This is a genomic window from Parafrankia irregularis, assembly GCF_001536285.1.
Lineage (GTDB): Bacteria > Actinomycetota > Actinomycetes > Frankiales > Frankiaceae > Parafrankia > Parafrankia irregularis.
Genome location: NZ_FAOZ01000041.1, coordinates 50,545 through 64,722 on the forward strand (window position 1 = coordinate 50,545; position 14,178 = coordinate 64,722).

Below are 14,178 nucleotides of genomic sequence, written 5' to 3' on the forward strand. Positions count from 1 at the left end.
CGCGGTGGACAGCGGCAGCGGTGCACAGCCGCGGCGGACAGCCGCGGTGGGCGGGCGTCGCGGTCCACCGGGACGGTGGTCGAGATCAGGCACGCGGGCGGGACGTGCTCCGCGCGCGAGGGGAGTGCTCGAGAGATGGCGCGGCGTTTCCGCTTCAACACCGGCCCGGGCCGGACACCGGACGTCGGCGCGCTGCGCCAGGCCGGCCAGCGCATCGAGGCCTTAGGCTACTCGACCTTCGCGCTGGCCGACCATTTCATGATCCCGTTCGCGCCGCTGATCGCGCTGCAGGCGGTCGCGGACGCGACGTCCACGCTGCGGATCACGCAGACCGTGCTGAACCAGGACTTCCGCCATCCTGCCGTTCTGGCGAAGGAACTGGCGACGCTCGACGTGCTGTCCGAGGGCCGCCTGCAGATCGGCCTCGGTGCCGGCTGGATGCGGGCCGAGTACGAGCAGGCGGGCCTGCGCTTCGATCCCGCTCCGGCCCGCATCGAGCGCCTGGAGGAGGTCGTCGTCATCCTGAAGGGCCTGTTCGGCGGCGAGTCGCTGCATCACGCGGGCAGGCACTTCACGGTCGACGGGCTGCGCGGCACGCCGCGGCCGCACCAGCGCCCGCGCCCTCCGATCATGATCGGCGGTGGTGGCCGGCGGCTGCTGTCGGTCGCCGGGCGGCAGGCCGACATCGTCCAGATCATGCCGCGGATCTCCCGGGGCGGACCGGCGGAGCCCGAGCGCGACCCGTTCGGCGCCGACACCTACCTGGAGAAGATCGACTGGGTGCGGGCGGCCGCCGGTGACCGCTTCGCCGACATGGAGCTTGCCGCCCAGCTGCTGCACGTGACCGTCGGCGCGGAGCCAGACGAGGAGTTCGAGTCGTTCTACCAGGGCTTCGTTCGGCAGCGGGTGGACACGGGGGTGGGTGCCGTGCCGACCCGCGAGGAGCTGCGCGCATCGCCGATGGTGTTCGTCGGCTCCCTCGACGAGGTGTGCGCGCAGTTCGTGGACGTCCGCGACCGGTTCGGTATCAGCTACTTCTCGACCCCGCTCGGTGCGACCGCCGAGGCGCTGGCACCGGTCGTCGAACGGCTGGCCGACTGCTGAGGCGCAGACGCCGACGGGCGGGGCCGGTCGGCCTCGGCGCGCGCGCCGCTGTGAACGTCGGCGCGCGCGCCGCCGCGTGCGTCGGTGTGCGTGTCGGCGAACGTGGCGGCGAGCGCGTCGCGCGCGTCCGGGTGCGCGACGTTGCGGATCAGTTCGTCCGCCTGCTGGCGCAGGCTGCTGCCCCAGATGTCGGCCACGCCGTGCTCGCTCACGACATGACTGTGCTGAAAGCTGGTGGTCGGCTCGGACAGCGCGGCGACGATGGTGGAGCTCGCGCTCCTGGCATGCCAGCTCGGCAGCGCGATGATCGCCTGCCCGTCGGCGGCGTGCAGGGCGCCCGTGACGAAGTCGGGCTGCCCGCCGAACCCGGACCAGATCCGCCCGCGGACGTAGGAGGCGTTCGCCTGCGCGTGCAGGTCGACCTGCAGAGCGGTGTTGATCGACGTCATCAGGGGCTGGCGGGCGATGACCGCCGGGTCGTTGACGGTCTCGGTGCGCAGGAACCGGATCCGTTCGTTGCGGTCGAGCCAGCCGTACAGCTGCTGCGAGCCGAAGACGAAACTGCTCACGATCGGCGCGTGCCGGTCGAGCGCCGCCGCCTGGTCCAGCGCCAGCAGCCCGTCGGAGAAGGTCTCCGTCCAGACCCGCAGGCCGCGGCGGCCGGTGAGCGCCGCGAGGGTCGCGTCGGGAACAGTACCGATGCCCAGCTGGAGCGTCGCCCCGTCGGGGACGAGAGCGGCGACGCGGGCGCCGATCTCCTGGTGGATGTCGTCGGGCGGGTGCGGGGTGGGGGAGACGAGCGGCATGTCGACCTCGATCGCCAGGTCCACCGACGCGGTGTCCAGCTCGCCGTCGCCGAAGGTGTAGGGCATGCGGGGATTGATCTGGGCGATCACCAGGCCACCGGTGGCCCGGGCGGCCCGGACGGCGGCGGGCAGAATGTTGACCTCGGTACCCATCGACAACCGGCCACCGACCGGCCGGCTGGTGTGCAGCACGACGACATCAGGGCGGTACCCGCCGGTGAACAGGCGTGGGACGAGGCCGAGGCGGCTGGGCAGGTATTCGAGTGCCGGGCGGCCCCGCATACCGGGGCCGACGAACGGGGTCACCGGAATGACTCCGGGCCGCTCCGGGAGGCCAACCTGGGGATTCAGCACGAAAAGCCGGTAGCGCTCGACCGCCCGGTCGAGGGCGCTCAGCGCGACGAGTGGTGACGCGAAGTTCCCGGCCGCCACCACCATCGGCGGATTCTCGCCACCTGCGCCGACGAGGCCGATTTCGCCGCGTTTGTCGTTTTCGTCAACTTTGCCGCGGGCGCCCAGACGGGCTGCGACCAGATCGCCAAGGGCCGATTCGTCGACGCTGCGCATGTCTCTATTGTCGCGGGTCGCTCGGGCGGCGGCCGGTGCCGGGTCCAGCGGACCGCCGATGTACCCACTGGTAACCCATTGCCGGCACATTCCGTACCCACCAGATGCCCATGGAGCCCCCCATGGATCCCTCCTGGGGTGCCCGTGCGGCGGTGGCCCGGGAATGCGCTCGGGCGTTATCGGTGGCGGCCACATGATGAATGGAGTGCAATCGCGGACGTGCCGTGAGACCGGGAATTCGGGCAGCGTGCCTGGTGCCGGCGGCCGGCGAGCCCGGTGCGCCGCAAGGTGGCTGACCGTGCCGCCTACGTCACTCCGTCGGCCGCGCAGGCGACCCGAACGGTCGGTCAGTCGGGTCCGTCCGGCCTGTGGCTCCACCCACATTCACCTGGATCAATCCGTCGGTTCAGGCGGTCGCCCCACCGCCCCGCCAAGCAGTGGTTGACGCGCCGGCCCGCGCTGCGAATCCTTGTCCTCCAGCGGGTGGGCTGGGGGCCGACTGGCGGGAGTGTGCATCGTGAGGAGCCGACGTGACCGAGGAAGTTTCCGCAACTCCACACCGGAGTTATTGCGGACGCTGGAAACCGCAGCGCCGCCCGTACTGGGCCCGGGGTCGCTCCAGGGATCTCGCCATTGCATTGTCGGTCATTCTGCTGGGTGCCACGGCCGGGTGTTCCACGCCGGATGAGTCGGCTTCACCGACCGCCTGCGCGGCCGTCCCGGGAGTCACCGACGACACGATCAACCTGGGAATGATCCTCTCCGACACGGGAACCGCGGCCAGCCAGGCCATCGGCGCCCGTGCCGGCGCCGACGCACGGCTGCGCTCCCAGAACGAGGCCGGTGGGGTGCACGGCCGGAAGATTGTCTACGAACTGCGCGACGACCAGTCGGACCAGGCGGAGAACCTGGCCGCGGCGAAGAACCTCGTGGAGAAGGAGGGCGTCTTCGGCGTCTTCAGCGCGACGAGTGTGTCCACCGGCTCGGCCGAATACCTGCACAACGCCAGGGTTCCGGTTTTCGGCCTGGCGATGGAAGCGGCCTGGGGCACCTACGACAACATGGTGAGCTATCTCAATCGCTTTCCTTCGTCGGTGGTCTTCGACACTCTCGGGAAGTTCGCGAAGGCGAAAGGCGTCCAGCGCGCGGTAATCCTCACGACCGGCACCTCCGTCGCCTCCGTCGCCGGCGCGGAAAGGATGACCTCGATTCTCCAGCATTCCGGAATCGAGGTGGTGGGGACCGTCGACTACGCCCCGGCGCTGACCACACCGGCAACCATCGGCCGCCAGATCGCGCGGACCGGGGCCGACGCCATGTTCGCCCCGGTGACCGGAGACGATTTCGTCGACGCCTACCAGGGCGCGATGGCCGCCGGCGCCGACCTCAAGGTCGGGCTCGGGGTCAGTGGGTACGGTCACGAGCTGCTGGCCCGGAAGGGCGCGAAGATGGCCGGCGCGTACTTCTACGTCGCGTATCTCCCCTTCGAGGCTGACACGGTCGCCCAGCAGACCTATCTCGACGCGATCGCGCGCTACGCGCCGGAGCTGGATCCGCCGGATGCGCAGGCCGCGATCGAGTCCTACATCACCGCCGATCTGCTGATCGAGGGGCTGCAGGCGGTCGGGCCGTGCCCGACCCGGCAGGGAGTGCTCACCGCGCTGCGGTCGATCTCGGACTACGACGGTGCCGGGCTGCTGCCCGCGCCGGTCGATCTCACCCAGGGGTTCGGCCAGTCCGCGCGCTGCCTGACCTTCGTGCGGGCCAATGCCGCGGGCACGGGCTTCGACGTCGAACAGCCGTCAGTGTGCGGAGATCAGATCGCCGGCGGTACCTCGTGACGTCGTGACGTCGTGACGGCGGCCAGTCCGGCGCCTGTCGAACGTGTTCAGCGGCGGTCCGTCGAATCGGCCCCGCGCCGCCACGCGGCCGGCCGACCCGGCGGCGCCGGGTAGGAGAGCGCGACCGGACAACCGACGGGGCGAGAAGGCGAACCGCGTAACGCCGCTCCGGCGCTCACGTGACGCCCATGTTGATCCCGCCGCATTCTGGATCAATCCGTTGGCGGGTGCCCTCCCGGTCTCGTGACGAAACAGTTGACGAGATGCGCCGCGCTGCGAATCCTTGTGCTCCAGCGGGTGGGCTGGGGGCCGACTGGCGGGAGTGTGTATCGTGAGGAGCCGACGTGATCGACGGAAATATCGCAACTCCACACCGGAGATCTTACGGCCGGTGGAAACCATCTCGCCGGCCGTACTGGGCCCGGGGCCGCTCGAGGAACCTGGCCATTGCATTGTCCGTGGCTTTGCTGGGCGCGGCAGTCGGGTGTTCGGCACCGGATGAGTCGACGGCGACGGCCGCCTGTGCGCCGGTCACGGGAGTCACCGACGACACGATCAACCTCGGTCTGGTCCTGTCCGACACGGGTATCGCGGCCAATCAGGTCATCGGCGCCCGCGCCGGTTTCGACGCCCGGATCCTGTCCCAGAACGAAGCCGGTGGGGTGCACGGCCGTAAGATCGTCTACGAGCTGCGCGACGACGAGTCGGACCAGTCGGTGAACCTGGCGGTGGCGCGGGACCTCGTGGCGAAGGAGCAGGTCTTCGGTATTTTCAGCGCGACGACCGTGTCCACCGGCTCGGCCGACTACCTGAACAAGGCCGATGTCCCGGTGTTCGGTCTTGCCACGGAAGCAGCGTGGACGAACCACGACAACATGGTGAGCTATCTCAATCGAATGCCGTCGTCAGTGGTCTTCGACACCCTCGGGAAGTTCGCCAGGTCAAAAGGCGTCCAGCGGGCGGTGATTGTCGCGACCCCTGGTTCCCTGACCTCGCAGGCGGGCGCCGGCCGGATCACCTCGATCCTCGAGCACTCCGGGATCGAGGTGGTGGGAACCCTCAACTACGCACCGGCGCTGACCTCACTGGCGACCATAGGCCGGCAGGTCCGGCAGACTGGTGCCGATGCCCTGTTCGCCCCGGTGACCGGCGATGACTTCGTCGACATCTACCAGGGGGCGGTTTCCGCCGGCGCCGACCTCAAGGTCGGGCTCGGGATCAACGGCTACGGCCACGAGTTGCTCGCTCGAAAAGGCGCGAAGATGGCCGGCGCGTACTTCTACGTCGCCTACCTCCCCTTCGAGGCTGACACGGTCGCCCAGCAGACCTATCTCGACACGATCGCGCGCTACGCGCCGGAGCTGGATCCGCCGGATGCGCAGGCCGCGATCGAGTCCTACATCACCACCGACCTGATGATCAGGGGGCTGCAGGCCGTCGGATCCTGCCCGACCCGGCAGGGAGTGCTCACCGCGCTGCGGTCGATCTCGGCCTACGACGGAGCCGGCCTGCTGGGCGCGCCCGTCGACCTGACCAAGGGTTTCGGTCAGTCGGCCCGCTGCCTGACCTTCGTGCGGGTCAACACGGCGGGCACCGGCTTCGGGGTCGAGCAGCCGTCGGTGTGCGGAGATCCGATCACCGGTGGCGCCCCCTGAGCCCGTAATCCCGGCCGCGTGCTGGTATCCCCGCGGCCGGGGATACCAGACCTTCCACGACCTGGCGTCAGACTACGACTTGGCGTCGGACCACCGCCCGACGACGGTGATGTCCGCGACGAAGCGGACGTCGCTTCCGGCCGCCCAGTACGCCGCGGTCGACTCCAGGGCCCCGCGGGTCGCGGCGACCGCCTCAACCGCCCGGGCGGTCGGAACGTGCAGCAACAGCTCGTCGTGCAGGCAGAGCACGATCTCGCCGCCCAGCGGCACGAGCAGCTGGCGTACCGTCACCGCCCAGGCTTTGAACAGCTCGGCGGCTGAACCCTGGATGACGGCGTTGCGGGCGAACCGGCCCCACGCCGCGGCGGCCCGGTCGGGATCGGCGCCGCCGACGGCTCCCGGGTCCGGGCCGCGATCGTCCGCGGCCCACGCGCCGGCGCCCGCGTCCACTCCCGCCACCGCGGCTGTGCCCGAGCGCGTGCCGCCGCCAGTCCCGGCGGCGCCGGTTCGCAGCGGAAGCCGGCGCCCGCCGAACGTGCGCAGCGGCGGCCCGTCGGAGCCGCCCCGCGCCGCCGCACGGCCGGCCGACTCGGCCGCGTCGAGGTAGGCGAGCGCGACCGGGTAGGAGCGGCGCATCTGGCGCAGCGCCTGGCCCGCGGTGCCGGAGGTCTGCCCGTACATCGCCGCGAGAACCGCGACCTTCGCCGTGGGCCGGTCGACGCCGAGCCGGGCCGCGACCGGCGCGTACAGGTCGTCCTGCCCGGTCGCCGCGGCGAGCTCCCGGTCACCGGAGACGACCGCCAGCACCCGCGGCTCGATCTGGCCGAGGTCGGCCCGAACGAACTGGTGGCCGGGCTCGGCGACCACCACGACCCGCAGGTCGGCCGGCAGGTTGTGCAGCCCGGCGGCGGCCGTCATCCGCCCGGCGGCGCCGTCGCTGCCGCGCCACTCACCGCGCAGCCGGCCGTCGGCCCCGACGTGCTCGTCGAGCCAGCGGAAACCGTAGGTGGTCGCGACCCGTTCGGCCCGGCGCCAGACCAGCAGGGCGTCTACCGCCGGGTGCGCCGCACGCAGGGCGGTCAGCCGCCACGACCGGGTGTCGGGCACGTCGATGCCGACCGCGGCGAGCCCGGCCCGGACGGAGGCAGGGTTGCGCAGATCGACGGAGCCGCCGAGGTGGCGCAGCACCGGAGCGTCGCGGGCCCGCCGCGCGGCCAGTTGGCCGGCCTCGTCCCGGGGCCGTGGGCCGACGAGGCCGGCGATCGTCGCCTCGGCGGTCGGGCGGTCCACCGGCAGGCCGTACCGCCACAGCTCATGGGCGAGCAGCTCGGCGCCCGACTCCGCCCGCGCGGTCAGCACCGCGAGCGGGAGTCCGGACGGACGGGCCCGCGGGTCGGCCAGCGCGCGCAGCGCCCGCTCCTGCGCCGCCCGCACGGTCAGCGCCAGCCGCGCGAACCGGGCCGCCCGTTCCAGCCTGGTCGCCAGACCACCCGGCGCGAGGCCGAGCAGCGTCTCCTGGACCCAGACCGGCCGGAGCTGGCCGTCGGGCCCGACCGGGTCCTCCGGTCGCCCGCCGGCCGGCCACGCCTCCCGCGGGTCTCCCGCAGGTGCGTCCCGCCGGTCCCCCGCGGGAGCGTCGCGCGGTGCGTCCGGCGCGCGGGGGCCCTGGGAGCCCGGGCGCTCCCGGGGGTCGTCCTCGAGGGCAGCGAGCAGGTCGAGCTGGCCGTCACGCCGGACCCGCGGTGGCGGTGGCGGTGCCGCGAGCCCACGGGCCGCGGCCCACACCACGCCCGGGTCATCCCGCCCGCCGCCGTGCAGGAGCCGATGGACCGCGGCCAGGTCCCAGCACTGCGCGGGGGCGCGCCGCCGGCCGGTCGCCCCCGACCCTCGCCAACCGGAGGCGCCGCCGCTGCCCCCGGCCGTACCGGCACCGCCGGGGAGGCCGCTCACACCGGTCGCAGCGGTCGCAGCGGTCACGGTGGCCCTGCCGGGGGCGTCGGGTGGCCCGGTCAGCGGTGTCCCACCGCCATGCGCCGACCACCACACCCAGCGGGGCGCCAGGGCCGACTCCACCTCGGCCAGGACGGCCGCGGCCTGCGCCGGCCAGGCCCAGCCGGTGTCCGCGTGCGCCAGCGCGACCCCGACCCCGGGGACGGCCACCACCGCGACCGGCGTGCCCCGGCCAACCCCCGCCGCTCGCAGCACCTCGACCGCGCCGGGGCGCGGCATCGGGTCCACCACGTCAGGCTCCTCTGTGGACGCGCTCCTCCGGCGCGTCCACAGTCGCACAGCCCTGTCGGCGGGGTGGTGGCGCCAGCCCGTCAATCGTCAAGATAATCAACACTGTTGACGGCCGCCGGTGCGTATTGTCGATCTTGAAGAGTGGCGGCGGACGACAGAACGGCACGGCGATGCGGTGGTACGACGGGTTGCAGGTGTCGCGGACGCCAGCGGTGTGGTGTGGCGGTGCCCGATGCAGGATGACGGCATGGCTGAACCGCGCCCGGTGCCCGTGCCGCATCCGCTGATCGAGGCTCTCGGTCTGCAGCCGCATCCGGAGGGCGGGTGGTACCGGCGGACCTGGCAGTCACCGCTCGAGCTCGACGCGCATGGCGGGGTACGGCCGGTGGCGACCGCGATCTCCTTCCTGCTGCTGCCGGGGGAGGTCTCGCACTGGCACCGGGTGCGCTCGGACGAGCTGTGGTTCTGGCAGGGCGGCGGAGCACTGCTGCTGACCGAGGGCGGGACGCAGGACGCCCCGGGCGCGACGACCGGGTACCGACTGGGGCCGGAGCCGGCGGTGGGCGGCGCCGAGCGGGTACAGCACCTGGTGCCCGCGAACGTCTGGCAGACCGCCCGGCCGGCCGGTGCGGAACACGTTCTGGTCGGCTGCGTGGTGGCGCCCGGGTTCGACTTCGCCGACTTCGAGCTGCTGGACACCCCGGGCTGACCCGCCCCGCGCGGGGCTGCCGGTTCCTTCGGGTCTGTTCCGCGGTGTCCGCCTACGCTGTGTGGGGTGCACAGAGGTGGCTGGGCCGGGGATCCGCCGGCGACGGACGAGGAGGCCGCCGCCCGGATCGTCGCCGCGGCCAGGGCCTGTATCGAGGTCGATGGGACCGGCTCGGACCTGGCGAAGGTCGCCCGGCGCGTCGGGGTCACCCGCCAGACGGTCTACCGCTACTTCCCGACCAGGCGGGCCCTGTTCGAGGCTGTCGCGGAGCAGGGTGTGGAGGCGCTGGTGGTCGGGATGGCCGCGAGCCTCACCGGCGTCGACGATCCCCGGGACGCGCTCGTCCGGCTGATGCTGCACTGCGTCCGGACGTTGCCGAACGACCCGGGCCTGTCCTTCATCGCGCAGCCGGGCCGCGGTGACGCGCTGATCACCACGGCGGACGCGCCGCGGCTCACCCTGGCGGTGCTCGACCGGCTGCCGATCGCTCTCGACCTGGACGAGCGGGCCCGGGCGGCGCTCGCCGAGCACATGGTGCGGCTGCTGCAGTCGCTGCTGCTCGACGAGACCACCCAGCTGCGTTCCGACGAGGACCTGGGTGTCTTCCTGCATGCCTGCCTCGACCACCACGTGGCGTAGCCAAAATATCTATACATTTGTTGCTCTCGCTGGGCCTGGAGTGGTTGTCGGCCCACCTCCTGTTGAGTCCACGATCGGTTGAAACATGTAGATCTGTGCCTTAGGGTTTCGCGCATCGCTGTTGCGGTGTTCCCGGCAGCCGGCAGGTCCGCTGCCCGGTGAGCCCGTCGCCTCGTCGCCTCCTCGGCGCACCGGCCCTGGACGCGCTGATCTCGACAGGCCGATCGGTGAATCACTGATCTTGAACTGCTGACCTTGAAGAACGGGAGTGCCGGATGAAGGTGACCGCGGCGGTGCTGCGGCAGGCGGACGGCCCCTACGCCCTGGAGGAGGTCGAGCTCGACCCGCCGGGGCCGGGGGAGGTCCTCGTCCGGGTCGTCGGCGCGGGCATGTGCCACACGGACGTCGTGCCGCGTGAGGAGAGGTCGCCGGCGCAGCCGCCGGTCATCACCGGGCACGAGGGTTCCGGGGTGGTCGAGGCGGTCGGTGACGGGGTGACCCGGGTGTCGGTGGGCGACCACGTGGTGCTGTCCTTCGACTCGTGCGGCGAGTGCGCGAGCTGTCAGCGCGGGGTGCCGCCCTACTGTGACCTGTTCCTGTTCCGCAACTTCTTCGGCCGGCGTCTCGACGGCACCACCGGTGTGCGTGACGCGGCCGGCGGCGAGATCGCCTCGCGCTGGTTCGGCCAGTCCTCGTTCGCCACGTACTGCGTCGCGGCCGAGCGCGGGGTGGTGGTCGTCGACCGTGATCTGCCGCTGGAGAAGCTGGGGCCGCTCGGTTGCGGCATCCTCACCGGCGCGGGCTCCGTGCTCGTCGACCTGGACGTCCGCGCGGGTGCCAGCTTCGTGGTGTTCGGCGCCGGGGCGGTGGGGCTCGCGGCGGTGATGGCGGCGAAGGTCGCCGGCGCCGACCCGATCATCGCGGTGGACCTGCACCAGCACCGGCTGGATCTCGCCGTCGAGCTCGGTGCGACCCACACCCTGGACGGTCGCAGCGCGGATCTGGTGTCCCAGATCCAGGCGCTGACCGGCGGTGGTGCCGACTACACCTTCGACACCACCGGCAACCCGACCGTGATCGGCAACGCCGTGGGCGCGCTGCGCGCCGGCGGGCACTGCGGGATGGTGGGCATCCAGACCGAGCCGATCACCTTCGACACGATCACGCTGCTCGGCAAGCGGCTCTCCAACATCCTGGAGGGCGGTGCCGATCCGCAGGTGGTGATCCCGCGGCTGATCGAGCTGTGGCGCGCCGGCCGGTTCCCGTTCGACCGGCTGATCGAGACCTTCCCGCTGGCGGAGATCAACGCCGCGGAGGAGGCGTCCCTTTCCGGCAAGGTCGTCAAGCCGGTCCTGCTCCCGTCGGAGGCCTCCGCATGACCACCGTCATCGAACGCGACCAGCTTCTCGTCGGCGGCGTCTGGCGCCAGCCCGCCGGCTCCGGGCGGATCGAGGTCCACTCGCCGCACGACGGGCACCTCGTCGCCACTGTTCCCGAGGCGACCCGTGCCGACGCCGACGCCGCGATCGCCGCGGCGTCGGCGGCGCTGGCGGGCAGCATCTGGTCACCGGGAGCCGGCAAGGAACGCGCGGAGCTGATCCGGAAGGTGTCGGCGGGGCTGCAGGCCCGGGCCGAGGAGCTCGCCGGGATCATCACCGACGAGATGGGCTCGCCGGCGGCGTTCTCGCTGTTCGGGCAGGCCATCGGTTCCGCCATGGTCATCGAGGGCTTCGCGGACGTCGCCGAGAGCTTCCCCTTCGAGCAGGAGCGCCCCGGGCTGATGGGGCGCTGCCTGATCCAGAAGGTCCCGGTCGGGGTCGCGGTGGGAATCGTGCCGTGGAACGTGCCGATCTTCCTGTCGTGCATGAAGCTCGGGGCGGCGCTCGCGGCGGGCGCCCCGATCATCCTGAAGCCGCCGCCGGAGGCGCCGGCCAGCTCGTTCCTGCTGGCCGAGGTGCTGCTCGCGGCGGACGTCCCGCCGGGGCTGGTGAGCATCCTGCCCGGCGGCGCGGAGCTCGGCCGGTATCTGGTCGGGCATCCGGGTGTGGACAAGGTGTCGTTCACGGGCAGCAGCGCGGCGGGCCGGACGGTCGGGGCCACCTGCGGTGAGCTGATGAAGCGTGTCACGCTGGAGCTGGGCGGCAAGTCGGCCGGTGTCATCCTCGACGACGCGGATCTCGCGACCGTCGTCCCGCAGCTGCTCGACTCGGGGTTGCAGAACAACGGGCAGGTGTGCGCGGCGCAGAGCCGCATCCTGGTGCCGGCGTCGCGGTACGACGAGGTCATCGACGCGCTCGCCGACCACATCCGCGGTCTGACCGTCGGTGACCCGAGCGACATGGCTACCGCGATCGGCCCGCTGGTTTCGGCGCGGCAGCGTGACCGGGTCGAGGGCTATCTCGCCGACGGACGGGCCAGCAGCGCCCGGCTCGTCGTCGGTGGCGGCCGTCCGGCCGGGCTGGACGCCGGCCACTATGTCGAGCCGACCCTGTTCGCCGATGTCGACAACGCCAGCCGGATCGCCCGTGAGGAGATCTTCGGGCCGGTGGTGACGGCGATCCGCTACCACGATGACGACGAGGCGGTCGCGATCGCCAACGACTCGGACTACGGGCTGTCCGGCTCGGTCTGGACCGCCGATGTCGCCCGCGGGGTGGCGTTGGCCAGCCGGATCCGCACCGGTACCTGTGCGGTCAACTCGGTCGCGATCGTCGAGCCGCGCAGTCCTTTCGGCGGTTTTCGGCAGTCCGGGGTCGGGCGGGAGATGGGCCCCGAGGGTGTCGAGGCCTACCTGGAGACCCGCACGGTCGTGCTGCCGTTCGGATAGCTGATCCGGGTTCGGGCCGGCGGCGTTCACCGCCGGCCCGAACCGCGGGTGAACGCCGCCTGGCGCGTTTGGCGAGTCGCAAGAGTGAACGATTCTGGTCGTTCCGACGACCAGAATCCTTCGTTCTTGCGGGTTGCCAGGCGAATTTGCGCCTTTTATGCCCCTCTTGTGGGGAAGGGGCTGGGCTGTCAGGCGGCGAGCAGGTCGAGGGTGCCCAGATCGCGGATCGCCGCACACGCGTTCGTGATCATCGAGAGGAACATCCGGTGGGAGTTCTCGGTGGGCTCGTTCGTGGCGTAGACGGCGCCGAGAACGGTGATCAGCGGTGCCTGAAGGGTCCCGAGGCGGTAGTCGTGGAAGGACGCCTCGAACGGATAGTCCGGCACCCCGATCTCGGCGAGACGGTCGTGGTAGGCGCGGACCAGTGCCTTCTCGTGTGACCGGCGAAGCTCCGGGGTGAGGGCGGTGGCGAGGAAGTAGGCGACGTCGCGGCCGGGGAAGCCGATCTCGAGCGACTGCCAGTCGACCGCCATGACCTCGGTGGGCAGCCCGTCGGTGGCTTCGGAGAAGAGCAGGTTGTCGAGCCGGTAGTCCCCGTGGATCAGGCTGTGCCGGCCGCCGATGTGGCTGCCCCAGCGGCCGAACAGATCGGCTGTGCGGTGGAGGGTGTCGAGGTCGCTGGGGGAGAGGTCCGGGCCGAAGCGGTCGACGAAGGGCCCGGCGGCCGTCGCGAACAGCTCGCCGAAGAAGCCGATGGCGGCCTCGTCGCTGTGGCGCAGCCAGCTGGCGGTGTCACGCAGACCCTCCTGGCCCCAGAAGGGGGCGTGCAGGCCGGCGAGGTTGCGGATCGCGGCGTGGGCCTGGGTGGGGGTGGCGCCGTGGACCTGGGAGCCGGGCCGGGACGGGTGTGCGTCCTCGAGGACGAGGGTGAAGCTGTGGCCGTCGGTGGTGATGTCGGCGCTCCAGCAGCGGGGGACGCGGATCTGCGCGCCGGTGGCGAAGCTGCGGTAGTAGCCGACCTCGCTGCGGTAGCCGGGTGCGATCTGGGCGCGTCCGGCGGGGGTGCCGGCGGCGAGTTTGAGGACCACCGACGGCGGCGCGGGGTCGGTTGCGTCTGGTGCGGCGGTGAGGTGGAAGCGGTAGCTGGAGCTGAGCTGGCCGCTGCCGACGGGTTCGTGGCGCAGGGCGGTGATCTCGGTGTCCGTGCCGCCGCGGCGTAACGCGGCGGTCATCCACTGTGGTGTGACGTGGTGTGGGTCGTCGACGATCCACGCCACGTCGTCCACGCCTGCCCCGTTGCCTGTGCCCGGTACGTGGCCCGTGCCCGCCGCCGGCGGAGCACCTTCCGGCTCGCTCATCCTGTGTGTCCTCCGGCAGCCCTGTGGTTCGGCGGCGTGTGGGCCGCCCAGGGCTGCGACGGCCGGGCCGGGTGGTGTCAGGAGATCTTGTAGCGGATCGGGAGCCGTTTGGGGCCGCCGACGAAGACGGTCTGCATGTACTCGGGGGTGCCGGCGAGCTCGACCTCGCGCAGGCGGGGGACGAGTTCGGTGTAGAGGGCGCGGGCTTCGAGGCGGGCGAGGTGGGTGCCGAGGCAGTAGTGGGCGCCGAAGCCGAAGCCGACGTGCTTGTTGGGGGTGCGGCCGACGTCGAAGGTCTGCGGGTCGGTGAAGACGTCCTCGTCGCGGTTGGCCGAGGGGTAGGACAGCAGGACGGCGTCGCCGGCGGGGATCGGGACGCCGCGGATGGTGGTGTCGCGGGTGGCGGTGCGCATGAAGTGCTTGACGGGGGA

The 14,178-nt window shown here is 71.9% G+C and carries 11 protein-coding genes; 7 read left to right on the forward strand and 4 right to left on the reverse strand.

Features of this window, described 5'->3' with window-relative positions:
- The first annotated feature begins 135 nt into the window (after window positions 1–135).
- Window positions 136–1,104 (forward strand): TIGR03621 family F420-dependent LLM class oxidoreductase, encoded by a 969-nt coding sequence (locus tag AWX74_RS34935; protein ID WP_091285560.1) that lies wholly within the window; start codon window positions 136–138, stop codon window positions 1,102–1,104.
- Here the strand turns inward: AWX74_RS34935 and AWX74_RS34940 are convergent.
- A complete protein-coding gene (locus AWX74_RS34940) occupies window positions 1,032–2,477 on the reverse strand; it encodes an acetyl-CoA hydrolase/transferase family protein (protein ID WP_091285564.1) in 1,446 nt (481 codons plus the stop codon). The genes AWX74_RS34935 and AWX74_RS34940 overlap by 73 nt on opposite strands.
- A 638-nt stretch (window positions 2,478–3,115) precedes the next feature.
- Here AWX74_RS34940 and AWX74_RS34945 point away from each other — a divergent pair.
- Entirely contained in the window at window positions 3,116–4,318 is a 1,203-nt protein-coding gene (locus AWX74_RS34945; RefSeq protein WP_226930840.1) for an ABC transporter substrate-binding protein, read from the forward strand.
- Window positions 4,319–4,776: 458 nt separating this feature from the next.
- Window positions 4,777–5,973, forward strand: a complete 1,197-nt coding sequence (locus AWX74_RS34950) for an ABC transporter substrate-binding protein (RefSeq protein WP_242666563.1) — start codon at window positions 4,777–4,779, stop codon at window positions 5,971–5,973.
- A gap of 72 nt (window positions 5,974–6,045) precedes the next feature.
- Here AWX74_RS34950 and AWX74_RS34955 read toward each other — a convergent pair whose 3' ends face one another.
- Window positions 6,046–8,202, reverse strand: a complete 2,157-nt coding sequence (locus tag AWX74_RS34955) for a DNA polymerase (protein ID WP_091285597.1) — start codon at window positions 8,200–8,202, stop codon at window positions 6,046–6,048.
- A gap of 259 nt (window positions 8,203–8,461) precedes the next feature.
- Here AWX74_RS34955 and AWX74_RS34960 point away from each other — a divergent pair, with 259 nt between their 5' ends.
- From AWX74_RS34960 to AWX74_RS34975, 4 genes are all read left to right on the forward strand, one after another.
- Window positions 8,462–8,923: a cupin domain-containing protein gene (locus AWX74_RS34960; RefSeq protein ID WP_091285575.1), complete on the forward strand. Its 462-nt coding sequence runs from the start codon at window positions 8,462–8,464 to the stop codon at window positions 8,921–8,923.
- Window positions 8,924–8,989: 66 nt separating this feature from the next.
- Window positions 8,990–9,562, forward strand: coding sequence for a TetR/AcrR family transcriptional regulator (locus AWX74_RS34965; RefSeq protein WP_114476450.1), 573 nt, complete (start codon window positions 8,990–8,992; stop codon window positions 9,560–9,562).
- Window positions 9,563–9,837: 275 nt separating this feature from the next.
- Window positions 9,838–10,941 (forward strand): NAD(P)-dependent alcohol dehydrogenase, encoded by a 1,104-nt coding sequence (locus AWX74_RS34970; protein WP_091285581.1) that lies wholly within the window; start codon window positions 9,838–9,840, stop codon window positions 10,939–10,941.
- On the forward strand, window positions 10,938–12,389 hold the full coding sequence (locus tag AWX74_RS34975; RefSeq protein ID WP_091285583.1) for an aldehyde dehydrogenase: 1,452 nt from the start codon (window positions 10,938–10,940) through the stop codon (window positions 12,387–12,389). Before AWX74_RS34970 ends, AWX74_RS34975 begins: the two co-directional genes overlap by 4 nt.
- A 188-nt stretch (window positions 12,390–12,577) precedes the next feature.
- On the opposite strand, the gene AWX74_RS34980 is transcribed toward AWX74_RS34975, so the two are convergent.
- Together AWX74_RS34980 and AWX74_RS34985 are read right to left on the reverse strand one after the other, a co-directional pair.
- Entirely contained in the window at window positions 12,578–13,747 is a 1,170-nt protein-coding gene (locus AWX74_RS34980; RefSeq protein WP_091285585.1) for an oxidoreductase family protein, read from the reverse strand.
- Between the two features lie 77 nt (window positions 13,748–13,824).
- On the reverse strand, window positions 13,825–14,178 hold a 354-nt coding region (locus AWX74_RS34985), incomplete at its 5' end, for a cytochrome P450 (protein WP_131799526.1).